Genomic DNA, 16,807 nt, shown 5'->3' with positions numbered 1-16,807 from the left:
TCAGGTGTCAACGGGAAGCCTTTCTCTATTCAATCTTTAACTTTTTAACTTTCAATTTTGGATAAGGACACATTCATGTCTACTGATTTTAAGCCTGCAGAATTCGTGCAAACCATGATCAATGTTGGTGAAGCGAAAACCAATACAAGCACGCGAGACCTTCTGCTTCGCGGTACGATGGCTGGCGTTATTCTTTCGCTTGCGGTGGTGGTTGCTATTACCGCGATTGTACAAACGGGTATCGGTCTTGTAGGAGCACTTGTTTTCCCCGTTGGTTTCGTAATTCTAAGTGTGATGGGGTATGACCTAGTAACCGGTGTTTTTGGTCTAGCGCCTCTGGCTAAGTTTGCTAACCGTCCGGGCATCACTTGGGGTCGTATCTTCCGTTGTTGGGGTCTTGTAGGCTTGGGTAACCTTATCGGTTCTCTGATCGTTGCTTACCTAGTGGCTATCTCTCTAACAGGTAACTTCTCTCTAGAACTGAACGCAGTAGCGAAGAAATTTGTGGCTGTTTCTACCGCGCGTAGCCTTGGTTTTGAAAACATGGGTATGGACGGATGGATCACGTGTTTCGTACGCGGCATCTTCTGTAACCTAATGGTATGTCTAGGCGTTATCGGCAACATGACAGCACGTTCAGTATCTGGTCGCGTAGCAATGATGTGGTTCCCAATCTTCATCTTCTTCGCTCTAGTATTCGAGCACACAGTAGTAAACATGTTCCTATTCCCACTAGGTATGATTCTAGGTGCGGATTTTGGTATCGCGACTTGGTTGAACTTCAACCTTATCCCAACCATCCTAGGTAACATTGTTGGTGGTCTAGTAATGACTTGTATTCCACTGTACCTAACTCACGCTAAAACTGCGCCTTCTATCAACGTAGTTGAAGAAGAAGTAAAAGCAGAGCCTGCAATCGCAAAATAAACCGCTTTTATCTGGCCCTACCTATGGTAGGTAGGGCTGTTCAACTCATTTAACTTTCGATAAGTATTGTATTGATTTAGCTATAAAAAGTAATAACTCCTTGGGGTGATTTTAACCTTGAGTTAATGACTTGAGTGTTACTTTTTATGTCCAAATTTTCGATAGGCGTTGATATGACAACTGCTCACTCATCTTTAAACAGCGGCTTTGTTTCTCTTGTTGGTGCAGGTCCTGGTGATCCTGATTTACTCACAGTAAAAGGCTTAAAAGCCATTCAAGCGGCTGAAGTTGTTGTGTACGACCGATTGGTATCAAAAGATATTCTTGAGTTGGCCCATACATCAGCAGAGATGATTTACGTAGGAAAAAAATTGGACTTTCACTGTGTGCCTCAAGATCAAATCAACCAAATCTTGGTGCAAAAAGCGCAAGAAGGTAAACGCGTTGTGCGCCTAAAAGGTGGGGACTCATTTATCTTTGGCCGTGGTGGTGAGGAGCTAGAAGAACTAGCGGAATTTGGTATTAAATACGAAGTGGTTCCGGGGATCACAGCAGCAGCGGGTGCAACGGCTTACGCTGGTATTCCATTAACACACCGCGACCATGCGCAAAGCGTTCAATTCATCACTGGTCACGTACAAAAAGATGGTCGTGAGATTGAATGGCATTCTCTAGCACAATCCAACAACACACTTGTTTTCTACATGGGTTTGAAGCAAAGCGGCCACATTATGGATAAGCTGATCACTCATGGGTTAGATCCTGAGATGTCATGCGCCATTATTGAAAACGGTACGCGCCCAGAGCAGCGCGTGTTCCAAGGAAAGTTGAACGAGCTATCGATCATGGCAGAGCAAGCCGTGAGCCCAGCATTGATTGTGGTTGGCAGCGTGACTCAACTTCACAACAAGTTGGATTGGTTCGCAAAGTAATACTGCCCAGAAGTGACTATATTTTACAGGGGCTTTGTTGCCTCTGCATTTCTTGCTTACGCATCGGCATTTGATCAATGAGGTTGTTGATAAACGACCAGTCTGTTTCTGCGCCCCAGCGGTGCTTTTCTAGACCATCTTTACCAAGCAAAATAGCTGTATGAGAACCTTTTTCGACCTCATAAAGACGAGCTAGCATTTTTAGGTCGAACTCTTCTTTAAGCCAAGCAGGAAAAGTATAACCTTGTTCTGTAATGACCAGCGTGACGACATCTCTGTCTTCCAACTCACACTCATTCATAAGTGTTTCTAGCAAGAATTGTTTGACGTATTCATCATTTTCTGGCGCAAAGTAGAGCACGCTTCTATGTGGCCAGTATTTGGAGTGCGCTGGATAACCAAATGCTGTCGATGACAAGATACAAGAAAGCAGTATCACTAGTAACTTTCCGCCCATGACAGTTCCCCTAGAAACCCAAATAACTTTTTATACGTTAAGTTTAGTGGAATTGGCTCATTGTGCTTTTTCCAAAACTGGCATAGGGTAGGCAGCAAATAAATTGAGCGTAGAAATAGATGAGTTCGGAAAGCAAACAAAAAATCGCCATTTTGGTTGATGTACAGAATGTGTATTACACCTGTCGCGAAGCGTATCGAAGCAATTTTGATTACAACCAGTTTTGGTATGTCGCCACACAAGGGAAAGAGGTGGTAAGTGCTCGTGCTTATGCCATCGCGAGTAACGATCCAAAACAACGTCAGTTTCATCACATTTTACGCGGTGTTGGATTTGAGGTGATGCTTAAACCCTACATCCAGCGTCGTGATGGCAGCTCGAAAGGCGATTGGGATGTGGGTATTACTCTCGATGCAATTGAAATTGCTCCCGAAGTTGAGGAAGTGATTCTAGTTTCGGGAGATGGAGACTTTAGTCTGCTAGTAGAGAGAATTCAGCAGCGCTTCAATAAAACGGTGACCGTTTATGGTGTACCTAAACTTACATCTCAAACTCTGATTGATTGTGCCGACAATTTTGTCGCGATTGATGACGATTTCTTGCTGTAGTGAATAGTGCAATAAAGAAAGGCGAGTCACTCAGGCTGTACGAAACGTACAATGACTCGCCTCTAATTTATCCTTGATTTGGCTAGTTACGAAGGAATGATCATTTGCCCTAGCAAGTAACCCAAGCAACACGCACCAATCACGCCGATTAAGCCCACAGACATGAATGAGTGGTTGAAGTACCACTTACCAATCTTAGTTGTGCCCGAGGTATCGAAGTTCACAGTCGCGATATCTGAAGGGTAGTTTGGAATAAAGAAGTAGCCGTATACCGCTGGCATCAAGCCGATAAGCAGCGCAGGTTCCAAACCTAAGCCGAGACCAACAGGCAACATCATGCGAGCCGTTGCAGCTTGAGAGTTCACCACAACCGACACAATGAATAACGCAAGCGCGAATGTCCAAGGATAGTTGGTTACCATCTCTACGATGCCAGATTTAAATTGAGGCATAGCGTACTGGAAGTAGGTATCTGACATCCATGCAATACCGAAGATAGCAATCGCCGCCACCATACCAGATTTAAATACCACCCCATTTGGTACGTCGCGCGGGTCAGTTTTGGTCGCAAGCAAAATGATACCGCCGAAGCAGAGCATCATCATTTGAATCACAACTGCCATGCTGATTGGCTTCGAGCCATCTACGATGGTACGAATGTCTGGCCACATTGCGATAACGACGATAACCAAGATAGAAGCAATGAACAGCAATACAGAGTTACGAGCACTTGTTGGTAGTACTTCATCAAGAGACGTTGCAGTTGTGTTGAGGATTTTTTCTCTCCACACAGGATCTTTCAAACGCTCTTGGTATTCTTCATCGTCGTCTAGTTCTTTACCACGCTTTAGGCTGTAAAGTGACATCAACAACGTACCGAATAAGGTTGCAGGTACAGTAACGAGCAGAATTGAGAGCAGAGTGATCTCGTGTTGAATATCAGAGAGTTGCGCCAAGTAGTAAACTACGGCCGCTGAAATTGGTGATGCCGTGATTGCGATTTGAGAGGCGACAGAAGCGGCAGCCATAGGACGCTCAGGACGAATGCCGTTTTTAAGTGCAACGTCGCCAATGATTGGCATGATAGAGTAAACCGCGTGACCTGTACCAAGTAGGAAGGTCATAAAGTAAGTCACGAACGGAGCAATAAGGGTGACGCGTTTTGGGTTCTTACGAAGCACACGCTCGGCAACTTGCAGCATGTATTTCAAACCGCCAGCGGCTTCAAGAATGGAAGCACATGTTACCACCGCTAAAATGATCAACATGACGGTGACAGGAGGGGAGGTTGGCGGCATCTTAAAGATGAAGACTTCAATCACCAAGCCAATTCCGGATACGACCCCAAGGCCTATACCACCATAACGTGAGCCGATATACAGCATCACGAGCAAAAATAGAAACTCAAGATACAACATGTGGATTTCCTTATTCAAAACAGAGGGCTACATAGCCAAATTACCTCTTTGTATTGTCTCGATATTCAGAAAGAAAATACTTCATGTTGTTCACAATCCGCTGGATAAGAAACAGCAATATTCAATTATTGGCAATAACTCACGCTACACAGGGGAACTGTTAACACAGTTTTATCAGGGTGTTTTTATGCTGTGTATTTTTGCGATCATGTGAGCGTTAAATGCGAAGAGGTTTAAGAGTTTGTTGCTATTCATCGCATACGTAACCAGACCTTACAGTTTCACAGAACGCGGAAATACATTCATAACTAACCCTAAGAGTGCGTCTTTGTTATGAAAACGCAAAGGATAATAGTTTGCATTGCGATTGGTGCTTGGGTATAAAGGTGTCAGAATGACTACACCAACAATAAGCCATCATGTCTGAGCAATTTTTCCCGCAACTGTTTCAAACTTCGAGTGAGATTACACCTTACCTACACGGTGATATCGGCGAGATAGGGCAAGAAGCTATCCATATCGAGAATGATATCAACCCGATCATCCAAGGCCTTTACCAGCAAATCTCGGAGGCTCATCCGGAAGCGGGAAAAGCATATTGGTTGACAAGAACGTGGGATTTACTTTGTTGGCAGCCAGTTTATGTCGCATTCATCTCTATTTACGGTTACCACACGTTGCCAAACATTCGCGAGATAGCGCAGCACCTCAAACCTTGTTTTGTTTCTGGGTACCGATTCGCCGACGAAGCGCATATACATGGCGAGCCAGAAGCGTTGATAAAAGAGGCGGGGCGTCAAATCCGAGAACTGTTCGACTTCTATCAACAAGAGATGAGTCAATGGACACGCATTCGTCCTGGCTTCACCCATCAATTGATGTCGGACGGAATCATGGCTTGTTTAATTCGTCTCCAACAGCGCTTTCCGCAAATGACTAACTCGACACTTCAGGAGCATGCGGTCTTGTGGCTAAGCGCAATGGGTTTGGATGTTGATAATAGCCGCTCACTTCATGAGACGGAATCTGATCAGCCGCTAAAGTTAGTAAGAAAAAGTTGTTGTTTAGTCTATAAGTGTGAAGGCAGAAAGCTTTGTGCAGATTGTCCTCGTTTAGAGGAAAATCGACAGCTTATGAGCAAGAAGGTTCTTAATTAACATTTATTTAACTTGTGTAACAGTGCTCGATTTGAGAGTGAGAATAAGTATCATTGCATGCTCTTGTTGACAACAAAAAGATAAATACAATGATGAAAAGGACGTTTTCTTTCAATCTCATCGTACTTGCGATGAGCAGTGGATACGCAGTTAGCTCAATAGCAGCAGAAGATCTTCAACAAACATCGACTCCGAGCGATGAGCAATTGGTTGTTGTAGGCAGTGTGATGCCGAAATCGATCTCCGATATTCCAGGAACGGTTTGGTTTGTTGGCCAAGAAGAGATTGCTCAGCAATATCGTGCGGGCAAGACACTGGGTGATATTCTTTCTGCAACCATCCCTTCTTTAGACGTCGGCACCGGTGGTCGAACTAACTATGGTCAGAACCTTCGCGGTAGAGCAATGTTGGTAATGATTGATGGTGTCTCGTTACAGTCTTCTCGCCCGATTAGTCGTCAGTTAGACGCAATAGACCCATTCAACATCGAGCGAATTGAAGTACTATCTGGTGCAACCTCCATTTATGGTGCAGGCGCTACTGGTGGTGTTATTAACATTATCACCAAGAAAGCGTACTCGGATGACTTGTCGTTTGAATCCTACGTGAGTGGCACTACAGGCTTTAATAGCAGCGATGACTTTGATTACAAACTCGCTCAGTCTATCTCGGGTGGTAATGAGCGAATTACCGCTAGAGGTTCGGTTGTGTACACCGAGACACAAGGTGTATTTGACGCAAATGGCGACATTGTCACCCCAGACATTTCACAGGGCTCTTTGCAGTATAATTCAACGCTCGATGTTATGGGATCGACCGAGATTCAAATCTCCGATGCCAGCAAGTTAAACCTTGTCGCACAATACTATGACAGCCAGCAAGATTCGCCATACGGTTTGTACATTGTTAACAATAAATTTGTTGATGTACGAGAGGGGTTCGATTCCGACCGTGAACATGGTACAGAGCGAGTTCTCTTAAGTGCGAACTACGCTCACGACAGCGTATTCGGTCATCAACTGATAGGCGAGTTATCTTACCGTAGTGAAGACCAAACCTTTACTCCTTATTACCAAAGTGCCTCTCAACAAAAAACAGAAGTTTTTGCTGGGCGCTTAGCGTTAGCTAAAAGCTGGGAGTCATTCAAACTTGTTTATGGTGTCGATGCGTACTTAGACCGTTTTGAAAGTAACCAGGCTCTGTTCGATCCAACCATTGCGAACAGCTCTGGGAACTTAATTAATCGAACCTATGCCGAAGTGGGGCGTTACCCAGATGTTGATGTGGCGTCTTACGCAATGTTTGTCCAAGGGGATTACCAAATCAATCAAGATTGGTCAGTACAAGCAGGCTACCGCTACCAATACATGGACAATAAGATTGATGATTTTGTTGCCTATAGTATACAAAAGAAGATCGCATCGGGTAATGGTGTATCAGCGGATGCGGTACCAGGTGGCAGCACTGACTACTCTGTGAGCTTATTTAATTTGGGCACCATTTATCAGCTTAACGATGAATCTCAGCTTTGGGCGAACTTCTCTCAAGGTTTCGAACTCGCTGATCCTGCAAAGTACTACGGCCAAGGTAGCTACGATGCCGCGGATGCAAATGGTCACTACGCGTTGAACAATAGCATTAATGTATCTGACTCAAAAATGTCGGGCATCAAAACGGACAGCTATGAAATTGGTTACCGATTAGATACGGATACTGTCGCACTGCAAGCGGCGGGTTACTACTCGGTTTCGGATAACTCAATCAAGTATGACAAGAAGACGCTCCTAATCACCAATGTTGATGACGAGCAACGTGTATACGGTGCCGAAGCAAACATTAACTACTGGGTAAACCGTGATATTTTGTTAGGTGCATCAGGTCACTATGTGGTTTCTGAGCTGAAAACCAACGGTAAGTGGGAAGATCTAAGTGCGGGTAAAGCAAGTACATCAAAAGCGAACGCGTGGGCGGCTTACTATCAGGATGGCTATTCAGTACGTTTACAAAGCCAGACGATGTTTGATTACGAAGATGACGCAAACAATAAACTAGATGGATACACTACGTTTGATCTTCTTGGTAACGTAACACTACCTATCGGGCAGTTAGGTTTTGGTATTCAAAACCTATTTGACGAAGACTACACAACCGCTTGGGGACAACGTGCGCAGATTCTTTATGCAGCACACTACGATGCTGCAGCGTACGACTACAAAGGAAGAGGTCGCACATTCACACTGAACTACAGTGTCGAATACTAAAGCTAACTACCTCCGAATATCAAAAAAGCCGCTTGAAGCGGCTTTTCTTTTAGGCTTGATCTGTCTGCGCTGTGTCTACAACGTTTTCCGTGTGTTCTGAAGCTTGGTTTTGTTCTTCAGCTTCCATTTTCGCGCGTTCAGCTTTGGAGATATAACGTGGCTTATTGCTCTTATGTAGCTTAGCGTTATGCTTCTTCTGCTTCGCTTTCAAGATCTGATTGATTTTCTTCTTGCGGTTCATGGTGGTGGTCCTTTAATTTAGCGAGGCAGGATAGTTACTTTTTTATCAAGTTACAACTAAATAAGCGCCGGTATCGGTCGCAAAATTCAAGTACGTTCCTATGTCCAATCATCTATCGCGTTTTAATGGAGCCCAAATGAAAACACTGTACACCGAACGTTTGATACTGCGTCTTGTGAGTGTAGATGATGCACCATTTATACTAGAACTTTATAACCACCCAGACTTCTACCGTTTTGTCGGAGACAAACAAATTCGTACCGAATATGAAGCGGCGCGTTACATAAAAGAAAACATGCTACGCATGCAACAAATTAAAGGCGTGAGTTTACTCGTTGTAGAGAAGAAAGAAGATGGGCAACCCATCGGGATTTGTGGGTTGGTTAAACGTGACACATTACAACACTATGATCTCGGATATGGATTTTTACCTTCCGCTTATGGCTTCGGCTACGGAACGGAGTCTGCAACCGCAGTGCTGGAATACGCTAGAGAGGAAATGAAACTCGATAATTTGGTTGCCATCACCAATAATGACAATATTCGTAGTATAAGTTTGCTCAAAAAACTGGGCTTTGAGTTTGAACGAGTTGAGCAGCAATATGATAATGGCCGCACGTTAGAACTTTACACAATGATGTTGTGATTTTTGGATAGCGCATGAGCGATATTTTACTTGGCAAACTCGCCACTGAATTTAAGACAGTAAAAGCCATGGTAGAGGTTTACTGTCATGACCATCATGGAACAAAACGTGACTTATGCTCAGAATGTCGTGAGCTGCTTGAATACGCAGAAGTGCGCCTCGACCGCTGTCCTTATGGAGAGAATAAACCGACGTGTAATAAATGTCCGATTCACTGCTACAAACCAGAGCCGAAAGAACAAATGCGTTTGGTCATGCGTTACTCTGGCCCCAGAATGTTACTGAAACATCCCATCTTGGCGGTTCGTCATTTGCTTCATGAAAAGCGCATGGTACCGGAAAAGCCTGCAGCGAACGCGTCAAACCGTCACAAGCGTTTATCTAAACAAAAATGCGAAGAATAAAAAAACGAGGGCGACATGCCCTCGTTTTCGTTGAGTAGAAGCGGCGTGATTAGAGGTCAGCGGCCATACGCTGCTTGGTTTTGCTCGCAGCAAGTAGCATGTATACGCCAGTCGCAACCAAAGCGGCAAACAAGTAGCCTAGTAAGCCGTGTTCTTGGCCCATAAATTTATCAGCGACAACTGGGCCAGCAACAGAGCCGATGCTGTAGCTAAACAGCATGACTTGTGTCGCAGAGACAATAAAGCGTTCATCAAGTCCTTCGCAACCTAAGTTGATTGCTATCGGGTACAAGGCAAAAGTAGCTGCACCTAAAAAGAATAATGCAGCAGCCAATACCACGGCTGACGAGGAAATAAAGGTCATACCGATCGAAAAAATACCCAAAATACAGAAAAACGCCATTAGCACTGTGCGGCTCATGTATTTGTTTAACGCGGTCACCATTGGTTGAACTAGCATGCCACCTAGAATCACTAGCGCCATCAATGTACCAATGTCTTGATGGCTAATTTTACGGTTAGTTAACTCAACTGGCATTAATCCGTAGATCGCACCTAAGGTCAAACCTGAAACAACACAACCAATAATTGCTGCATGGTTTAGTTTGGCAATTTGCTTAAATGATAAAGCGGTTGATTCATGGCTGTTTGGCTGCTCACACTCAATGAACATTAACACCAGCATAGCCATTAGGATCAACGTCGTGATCGCAATAAACGGAACGCCGCCACTTACGCCAAGCACGCCAATACCAAACTGACCTAATGCTGAACCACCATAAAGCGATAGCATGTACAAGCTCAAACGTTTCGCACGCGATGCTTCGTCTCCAGACATTAGCCAAGACTCAACAATGACAAAAACACCAGCAACCGCGATACCCGCAATAAAGCGAGCGGCAAGCCACATCAATCCGTTAGCAAACACGGGTAGTGTGACGATAGTTAGCGAAAATACGGCCAAGCAACCAATAAACGCGTTACGGTGACCAACTTGACGTACGATACGTTCAATAAAAATAGCACCGGTTAATAAGCCGCCATAAAACACACTCGCCAACCAACTCGCGTAATCTGCTGAGATGTTGTATTCACCGAGCATGAGAGGGATCAAGCTCATTAAATAGCCCGAAGCCACCGCATAAAGAGACAGTGCGACGACTGGAACTGTAACTCGTGGTGATGCTGCAGGAACGACTGTGTTTTCCACTGTTTTGCGCCTATAAGTTAAATGAAATCTAAGGGTTATTCGGCGCGAATATGAGGCTAATAGTTAGGCAAGTAAAATGATAAATTTAAGTCGTTTCGATAAATAATATTTGTTAACTAGATAGGTTGATAAGTTGCATAAAAACGCCAACCTACAAACAAGGTTGGCGTGGAAGATTATTTAGTAAGTGCTTGATTTAACCATTGATCGAATTGAGTTTTAGGTAACGCACCATTGATCATATCAACGCGTTGACCATTCTTGAAAACCATAATGGTAGGAATACTGCGAATACCAAATTGCGCCGCAAGTTGTTGTTGAGCTTCGGTATCAATCTTAACAAAACGAGCCGTTCCGGCTTGCTCATGAGCAACATCAGAGAAAACAGGAGCAAAACCAACGCACGGGTTGCACCATGGGGCCCAAAAATCTACTACAACAGGCATATCACTTTGTAATAGAGCAGAAAAGTTATCTTGTGTACCTTCGATAGGCGAGCCGTCTAAAAGTGCACTTTTACATTTACCGCAAGTTGCAGATTCGGCAACGCGCTCATTAGGGACACGATTTAGACCGCCGCACGAAGGGCAGCGAGTTTTAAACGATGACATGACTTCTTCCTTTATTACGTATTGATGAAAACATGACTTACCAGTCAGCCTCATTATTTGTATACTTATTTTTTAACCTGCCGAAATAACGCAGCGCAGGTTTGTATTTGAGCCTAAGGTTCTAAGAAATTTTATTAAAATACAACAATAAATAGGTCTGCGATGACAAATTACTACGCTGAAATTACAGGTTGGGGGAAATGTGTTCCGCCAGCCGTGCTCTCTAACGATGATCTTAGCACTTTCCTCGATACTTCCGATGAGTGGATTCGTACCCGCACTGGTATCGAAAACCGCCGTATTAGTCATGTAAACACGTCAGACATGGCGACCGTTGCTGCTAAACATGCATTAGCTCGAGCAGGCGTCGATGCAACAGACGTGGATTTAATCATTGTGGCGACTTGTTCACCAGATTCATTGATTCCAAATATCGCGTCTAAGGTACAGCAGAACCTAGGTATTCGTGCAGCCGCTGCCTTTGACTTAAATGCCGCATGTACGGGATTTGTCTATGGCCTAGAAACGGGCACACGTTTGATTCAATCAGGTAACTATCGTAACGCGATCATTATGGGTGCGGAAAGATTGTCTTTCTACATCGATTGGGCAATGCGAGATACCGCTGTTCTATTTGGTGATGGTGCGGGCGCCGTTGTGTTATCAAGAACGGAAAAAGAAACGGGTTTACTACAGTCTCAAATCGGTTGTGACGCAAAAGGCCGCGATATTCTGTCCGTACCAAAGTTTGGTACTTGTATGGATCGCTTTGCGGAAGACAACGGTTACTGGGATTTCAACTTTGTAGGACAAGAAATTTTCAAACGTGCAGTAAAAGGCATGGGTCTAGCTGCGAAAACCGTACTGAAAGCATCACAGTTAACGACGGAACAAATCGATGTTGTGATTCCGCATCAAGCGAATATTCGTATTATTCAAACCTTGTGCGACCTGTCTGGAATTCCACACGACAAAGCGTTTGTTAACATTCAAAACTATGGCAATACTTCAGCTGCGACGGTGCCAATTGCATTGTGTGAAGCGGTAGAGCAAGGTCGAGTTAACCCAGGTGATAACATGCTTCTTGCTGCGTTTGGTGCAGGTTTGACATGGGGTGCGGCAGTATTGAAATGGGGTGACCGCGTAACGCCAATTGGTGAAAGTGATGCGGTTCTGCCTGAATGTGAGCAATCCGCGCTAGAATTACTTGAGCGTGCCATCAAGCTGTGTAACGAACGCCGTCGCGACGAGGTGTAACGGACACTTTGCAAACATAAGATGAGTAAGGGAGCGCGAGGCTCCCTTATTTGATGATGTGTTCTACAGCTACCTGTAAAATATCTTACGACATAAAACCCAGGTTTGAATGGGTAAAATTACGGATGTTCGGGAACACGTATTCCAGTGCAGCGTTATCACTCACGCCCATCCACTGCGCTAGTGTTGAACCAACTTGATCAGCGGCAATTTTGGGTATGAGTCGGCCTTGAGAGTAATCATCGTTTCCGCCCAGTATTAGTTCCGGCCATGTACCGATAGGTTGTTTCCCATTTACCGCGCCTCCAATTAATAGTTGATGGCCACCCCAGCCATGATCGGTACCATTTCCGTTGCTCATCATCCGTCGACCGAAGTCAGACATAGTGAAAGAGGTGACTTGCTTGTTTAGCCCTAACCGTTCGACCGCACGATACATTGCTAAAAGGTTTGTCGCGAGATCCTCAAGTAACACTGGATGACGTGCCAATTGCGAATCGTGCAGGTCATACCCAGAGTGTTTAACGAAAAAGACTTGTCGTTGCTGCTTCAGGACATCTTGGCTTGCTATCAATTTGTACACGGTTTGCATTTGCTTGCCGAGCGTCGATGACGTAAACAGCGGCTCGTCAGCAATGTGGTTGAGTTGCTCGCTCAGTACACTGCTCATTACCATCGACTCATCAACCATCAAATTAAAATGACCATTAAATGGATTGTCAGTTTGATGAGAGAGAAGGCGATCATAGATACCTTTGTATAAAGGGTTATCAATCGCGGTAAGCTGAACTGCGCGATCTTTTTTCAGGACGGTTTGGCGGTGTTCCATTGCCCGTAACCAAAGCGAGTTGCCATGCACACTGTATAGCGGTGTTATTTCTGATTCAGAGTTTAATACATCCAACATTCTGCCAGCCCAACCAAGATTTTTAGACTCGCTCATTCCACCAAGTAACCAAGCGTCTGTTTGAGAATTATGAGAAAACAGTTGCTCGGGAAGTGATGCTTCACCTTGCTCAATAGCTTGTTTGGTGACGGGATGGTTGAGAATGCCACTATTGAGCACGATGCTGGCATCGCCTTGTTCGAAAACGGAAGTCAACGCATTTAACTTTGGGTGTAAGCCGAGCTTCACTGGGTGATTTGAGCTATCGACAGCACTCAAATTGATAGGGAGTATGTCTTCTTTGGCGACAGAGAGTGGCCCTCTGACTTTGGAATATTGACGATAGTGCGCCTCCGATAATGGCAGTATGGTGTTGAATGCATCGTTTCCGCCTGCTAAATACACACATATTAATGCTCGAAAGTCATTGGATGGCGCTGCGAGAGAGTAACCTGGCAGACTAAGAGAGGCTAATGCGCCCATCGATAGCGTGCTTTGTATAAAATGTCGTCGTGAAATATCCATAATTCACTCCTAATCCTGAATATAGAATTCGTCGCCAGAAATGGCGGTAAATATCACTAGAGCGAGTTTTGTTGTTGGCACATAGTCCCCACGATAATCATTCAGGGCGGTGAGCATGAGCTCTTTCAATTCAGCAGAAGCCGTTCCAGCAAAGAAACGCTCGTTAACCAATTCGACTAAGGCACGGTGATCGTCCAGAAGAAGATAAAACTCGTTAAGATCGAAGTGGTAGGAATCACCACCTCCTCTACGAGTGCTGGTTAACATATAGTTGACCAAATCGGTATAAACAGACCAATTGAGAAGTTCATACTCTGGAGAGTTAATACCAGACTCCGTAAACTCGTTAGACGGCTGATAGTCTGGAGAGTAAAAATTAAACACGGAAGGAGAACGAAGCGGCCCTTGATTAGCGATGTTCATCATCGTTGTTGCGTCTTCGTAACGTGATCCTTTAACCGTAAAACCTGATGCTCGATGAAAATTAGTCAGGACCAGTATCGGTTCTTTCACTTTTATAGGCGGGGTATCCGTCATCCCTAATGCTTCAGGGTCGAGCAATATGGCTCGAACAACGGCGGTTAGATCGCCTTTTTCTCCTTCCCCATTGTTGTTAAATATCGTAGCAACACGCGCGACGTACGCTGGGCTTGGATTTGAACTGACCAAACGTTGGATAAGTAACTTTGAAACAAATGGAGCAACATTTGGGTGAGACATCAACATATCAATCACTTTTGAAAGCTCTTCTTGTGCGGTTAGACCTGATGGGATCACGTTCCCTAGAAATCGCTTCTCGCCGGTGTCGTGTCTTTGACTGATAACTCGCATCGGTTTCACGAATGCGATGTCGGAATTTTTCCATCCAGTTAATGCTCGCGCGAGCTCTTGAATATCAGTTTGATTGTACGTGGGGATAGGTTTGCCTGTTGCGTGGTTTAGCTTTTTACTGCCATCTAAATTGAGTTCATACAAACCGATAGTGAATAACTGCATTAACTCTCGAGCAAAGTTCTCATCGGGAAGCGTTCCTGTCGCACTATTTTCTTTTGCACTACCGAGCATAGACAAATAGCTCCCCATGACTGGATGGATGGAAACGTCATACAACAGGTCTCGGTAGTTGCCAAACGCATGCTCAACCAACAGATCGTAGTAATTCACTAACCCTGTAGGTTTGCTGGAAAGAACGCCGCCATAACGAGAAACGACTACGATCTGACTCAATGCATAAGCCATTCGCTGTCTGAGCTGATCTTCAGCAGTAACAACAATTTGATACCAAGCATTTTCGCGGTTTGACTGTAGGCCTTTAGAAAAAGGCGTTTGATAAAGTGGTTGATGGTAGGTTGCTGGCAGGTTGATTTGTTTCTGTATCCAATCCTCTAACCCGTTTTCCCTAACCTCATTAATTAACGCAGGTGTTGGTCCAAAAGAGGTTTGATAGAGAAAACGCGCAACGGTTTGATCGGATGGGGATTGCTGTATTTGTGCTGATACATTAGACACATGGCTCAGCAATAAGATAGCCAATCCTAGTACCCAAGCAGAGATTTTATTTAGCTTCTGACGTCTCATAGTTAACTCGCTTACCCGAAGTAACGATTTAAGTCCATTTAACGGGAGTTATTAAGCTCTTTTGAGCTGTTTAGTAAATTTATGAAAATCAAGCAGCTGCATAGGCGAGTATAGTAGCTATAAGTGGTGAACAAAAAACTCAAACGATGAATTTGGTACTATAGTGCTAGAAGTTTTTGATGCTATTTTTTCTAAGATACTGATATTAAATATGGCCAATGAAGGGTAACAAGCAGAGATATCGCAATGGATATATAAGGTGGACAGCTAAAGTACTGTTAACAAGAGATTGGTATGTTTGTTAAGGCTTAAGTTAGTTTCAAGAAATTATTGAGCCAATAAATAAAGTCCATTGGTTTGCACAAGAGAAAACCACACGGATGTTCTCTTGTACCAAGCAACAAAGGTTATTTTCGGGCAAGCTTATGGTGAGCACGAGAAAAGTGATCGGCACAAAATGCGCCCACAATCGAGAGTTCGCCAGCCAGACAAAGCGCAGCTGCGACTTCGGCTAACGCTTTCGCATTGCCGTTGCCGTGCAAACCCAAAATATCCAAACATGCTTTTTGCGTTGGAAGGCCAGTACCACCACCAACCGTCCCCACCATGATGTTTGGCAAGGTCACGCACGCGTACAAGTTGCCTTGAGCGTCCACATCCATACGAGTGATTCCAATGGCAGACTCTGCAACACAAGCTGCATCTTGACCACAAGCAATGTACAGCGCGGCAAGGGCATTTGCGTAATGCGCGTTGACGCCAATTGTCCCGCTGAGTAAACCACCCACCGTGGTCATTTTGCCAAATTGAACTATAGACTCCGGCGTCGTATGCAGATATTTTTCCACTAACTCAGCAGGAATGGTCACTTCGGCGGATACTTTTTTACCTCGTACCGAGCGCAGCGTGTGCGCGTTTGGTTTTTTGTCACCTGATAAGTTGCCATCCAAGAATGCTTGAGTTGGTTTGATTGGGCTGGTCGCCAAAATATGATGGAACACTTCGTTTGTTGCGATGGTCACCATGTTTTGTCCGGAAGCGTCACCAGTCACGTATTCAAAGACCAAATAAACATGGTTTCCTTCGATATTTACATTGATGTCTTTGAGTTTGCCATGTGAGGTGGTGGATTCCGCAATTTGTCGAAATGCGTCAAACTGGGTCACAACCCAACTGACGAACTGGCCGGCGTCAGCAAGGTGATTAAAGGCGAATACTGGTGTTCGGCTCACCCCTTCACTTAGTAACAATGCGCTCGCGCCACCAGCGGCGGTGATAAGATTTGCGCCACGGTTGTAGGAAGCGACTAACGCGGCTTCTGTCGTTGCGAGCGGAACCAAAAAGTCATCGTTCGCATACAAGCCGTTGACGCGCAAAGGGCCTGCAATGCCGACCGGCACATTAACAGTACCAATGAAGTGCTCGATGTTGTTGGAGTAAGCATCGCAATGTGACTGCGTGAAAGGATCAAGGAGATGATCTTTATTGGTCACGTGTTCCAATACTTGCCAACGGCGCGCCAAATGCTTATCCGACAGGCCAGGGCTTAAGCAGAGACGTTTCTCTGGCTTGTGAAACTTCGGTTCTAATGCCGATTGAATCTTACTGCTGGTTTCGATATCGGAAAGGGCGGAGCTTTGAACAGGGTTATCTTGGTTTAACTTCGGCATACAAACGTTAACTGAAAAA

The 16,807-nt window shown here is 44.7% G+C and carries 16 protein-coding genes; 8 read left to right on the top strand and 8 right to left on the bottom strand.

Annotated features, from left to right (window positions below):
• The first annotated feature begins 75 nt into the window (after positions 1–75).
• Complete coding sequence (locus tag KI742_RS04995) at positions 76–927, top strand: formate/nitrite transporter family protein (protein WP_025767739.1); 852 nt, start codon at positions 76–78, stop codon at positions 925–927.
• Positions 928–1,100: 173 nt separating this feature from the next.
• Complete coding sequence (cobA, locus tag KI742_RS04990; protein WP_285384892.1) at positions 1,101–1,859, top strand: uroporphyrinogen-III C-methyltransferase; 759 nt, start codon at positions 1,101–1,103, stop codon at positions 1,857–1,859.
• Positions 1,860–1,875: 16 nt separating this feature from the next.
• Here cobA and KI742_RS04985 read toward each other — a convergent pair whose 3' ends face one another.
• Positions 1,876–2,316: a DUF4174 domain-containing protein gene (locus tag KI742_RS04985; protein WP_005387976.1), complete on the bottom strand. Its 441-nt coding sequence runs from the start codon at positions 2,314–2,316 to the stop codon at positions 1,876–1,878.
• Positions 2,317–2,435: 119 nt separating this feature from the next.
• On the opposite strand from KI742_RS04985, the gene KI742_RS04980 reads away from it, so the two are divergent.
• A complete protein-coding gene (locus KI742_RS04980; protein ID WP_005387978.1) occupies positions 2,436–2,924 on the top strand; it encodes an NYN domain-containing protein in 489 nt (162 codons plus the stop codon).
• 86 nt (positions 2,925–3,010) lie between these two features.
• Here the strand turns inward: KI742_RS04980 and KI742_RS04975 are convergent, their stop codons facing one another.
• The gene (locus tag KI742_RS04975) at positions 3,011–4,342 is read right to left on the bottom strand and encodes an anaerobic C4-dicarboxylate transporter (protein WP_005376060.1); all 1,332 of its coding nucleotides are present in this window, start codon (positions 4,340–4,342) and stop codon (positions 3,011–3,013) included.
• 419 nt (positions 4,343–4,761) lie between these two features.
• Between KI742_RS04975 and KI742_RS04970 the strand changes: the two genes are divergently transcribed.
• Positions 4,762–5,499, top strand: a complete 738-nt coding sequence (locus KI742_RS04970; RefSeq protein ID WP_042520969.1) for a siderophore ferric iron reductase — start codon at positions 4,762–4,764, stop codon at positions 5,497–5,499.
• 89 nt (positions 5,500–5,588) lie between these two features.
• On the top strand, positions 5,589–7,760 hold the full coding sequence (locus KI742_RS04965) for a TonB-dependent receptor (protein ID WP_239932445.1): 2,172 nt from the start codon (positions 5,589–5,591) through the stop codon (positions 7,758–7,760).
• A gap of 49 nt (positions 7,761–7,809) precedes the next feature.
• Here KI742_RS04965 and KI742_RS04960 read toward each other — a convergent pair whose 3' ends face one another.
• Positions 7,810–8,001 carry a DUF2986 domain-containing protein gene (locus KI742_RS04960; RefSeq protein ID WP_005376066.1) on the bottom strand — a complete coding sequence of 64 codons (192 nt, stop codon included), beginning with the start codon at positions 7,999–8,001 and terminating at the stop codon, positions 7,810–7,812.
• A gap of 136 nt (positions 8,002–8,137) precedes the next feature.
• On the opposite strand from KI742_RS04960, the gene KI742_RS04955 reads away from it, so the two are divergent.
• A complete protein-coding gene (locus KI742_RS04955) occupies positions 8,138–8,647 on the top strand; it encodes a GNAT family N-acetyltransferase (RefSeq protein WP_054865303.1) in 510 nt (169 codons plus the stop codon).
• Between the two features lie 14 nt (positions 8,648–8,661).
• Complete coding sequence (locus KI742_RS04950) at positions 8,662–9,051, top strand: nitrous oxide-stimulated promoter family protein (RefSeq protein WP_005387988.1); 390 nt, start codon at positions 8,662–8,664, stop codon at positions 9,049–9,051.
• Positions 9,052–9,100: 49 nt separating this feature from the next.
• On the opposite strand, the gene KI742_RS04945 is transcribed toward KI742_RS04950, so the two are convergent.
• Entirely contained in the window at positions 9,101–10,261 is a 1,161-nt protein-coding gene (locus KI742_RS04945) for an MFS transporter (protein ID WP_239932446.1), read from the bottom strand.
• 176 nt (positions 10,262–10,437) lie between these two features.
• On the bottom strand, positions 10,438–10,872 hold the full coding sequence (gene trxC / locus KI742_RS04940) for a thioredoxin TrxC (RefSeq protein ID WP_005376074.1): 435 nt from the start codon (positions 10,870–10,872) through the stop codon (positions 10,438–10,440).
• A 162-nt stretch (positions 10,873–11,034) separates the two neighbouring features.
• On the opposite strand from trxC, the gene KI742_RS04935 reads away from it, so the two are divergent.
• The gene (locus KI742_RS04935; RefSeq protein WP_285384890.1) at positions 11,035–12,129 is read left to right on the top strand and encodes a ketoacyl-ACP synthase III; all 1,095 of its coding nucleotides are present in this window, start codon (positions 11,035–11,037) and stop codon (positions 12,127–12,129) included.
• A gap of 85 nt (positions 12,130–12,214) precedes the next feature.
• Here the strand turns inward: KI742_RS04935 and KI742_RS04930 are convergent, their stop codons facing one another.
• The 3 genes from KI742_RS04930 to KI742_RS04920 form a co-directional block, all read right to left on the bottom strand.
• Positions 12,215–13,540 carry a DUF1501 domain-containing protein gene (locus KI742_RS04930; protein ID WP_054730250.1) on the bottom strand — a complete coding sequence of 442 codons (1,326 nt, stop codon included), beginning with the start codon at positions 13,538–13,540 and terminating at the stop codon, positions 12,215–12,217.
• Between the two features lie 9 nt (positions 13,541–13,549).
• Positions 13,550–15,118, bottom strand: coding sequence for a DUF1800 family protein (locus KI742_RS04925; protein WP_285384889.1), 1,569 nt, complete (start codon positions 15,116–15,118; stop codon positions 13,550–13,552).
• Positions 15,119–15,525: 407 nt separating this feature from the next.
• Complete coding sequence (locus KI742_RS04920) at positions 15,526–16,788, bottom strand: hydroxymethylglutaryl-CoA reductase (protein ID WP_285384888.1); 1,263 nt, start codon at positions 16,786–16,788, stop codon at positions 15,526–15,528.
• Positions 16,789–16,807 lie beyond the last annotated feature (19 nt).

This window comes from Vibrio sp. D417a (assembly GCF_030248595.1).
GTDB classification, from domain to species: Bacteria; Pseudomonadota; Gammaproteobacteria; order Enterobacterales; family Vibrionaceae; genus Vibrio; species Vibrio alginolyticus.
Note: the sequence above shows the minus strand (reverse complement) of the source record. Positions and strands in the feature narration are given on the sequence as shown.

Coding starts and splice junctions, on each gene's coding strand:
- KI742_RS04970 (WP_042520969.1), top strand. CDS start 4,762: ATGTCTGAGCAATTTTTCCCGCAACTGTTTCAAACTTCGAGTGAGATT.
- KI742_RS04975 (WP_005376060.1), bottom strand. CDS start 4,342: ATGTTGTATCTTGAGTTTCTATTTTTGCTCGTGATGCTGTATATCGGC.
- cobA (WP_285384892.1), top strand. CDS start 1,101: ATGACAACTGCTCACTCATCTTTAAACAGCGGCTTTGTTTCTCTTGTT.
- KI742_RS04980 (WP_005387978.1), top strand. CDS start 2,436: ATGAGTTCGGAAAGCAAACAAAAAATCGCCATTTTGGTTGATGTACAG.
- KI742_RS04955 (WP_054865303.1), top strand. CDS start 8,138: ATGAAAACACTGTACACCGAACGTTTGATACTGCGTCTTGTGAGTGTA.
- KI742_RS04935 (WP_285384890.1), top strand. CDS start 11,035: ATGACAAATTACTACGCTGAAATTACAGGTTGGGGGAAATGTGTTCCG.
- KI742_RS04925 (WP_285384889.1), bottom strand. CDS start 15,118: ATGAGACGTCAGAAGCTAAATAAAATCTCTGCTTGGGTACTAGGATTG.
- KI742_RS04965 (WP_239932445.1), top strand. CDS start 5,589: ATGATGAAAAGGACGTTTTCTTTCAATCTCATCGTACTTGCGATGAGC.
- KI742_RS04995 (WP_025767739.1), top strand. CDS start 76: ATGTCTACTGATTTTAAGCCTGCAGAATTCGTGCAAACCATGATCAAT.
- KI742_RS04920 (WP_285384888.1), bottom strand. CDS start 16,788: ATGCCGAAGTTAAACCAAGATAACCCTGTTCAAAGCTCCGCCCTTTCC.
- KI742_RS04985 (WP_005387976.1), bottom strand. CDS start 2,316: ATGGGCGGAAAGTTACTAGTGATACTGCTTTCTTGTATCTTGTCATCG.
- trxC (WP_005376074.1), bottom strand. CDS start 10,872: ATGTCATCGTTTAAAACTCGCTGCCCTTCGTGCGGCGGTCTAAATCGT.
- KI742_RS04960 (WP_005376066.1), bottom strand. CDS start 8,001: ATGAACCGCAAGAAGAAAATCAATCAGATCTTGAAAGCGAAGCAGAAG.
- KI742_RS04930 (WP_054730250.1), bottom strand. CDS start 13,540: ATGGATATTTCACGACGACATTTTATACAAAGCACGCTATCGATGGGC.
- KI742_RS04950 (WP_005387988.1), top strand. CDS start 8,662: ATGAGCGATATTTTACTTGGCAAACTCGCCACTGAATTTAAGACAGTA.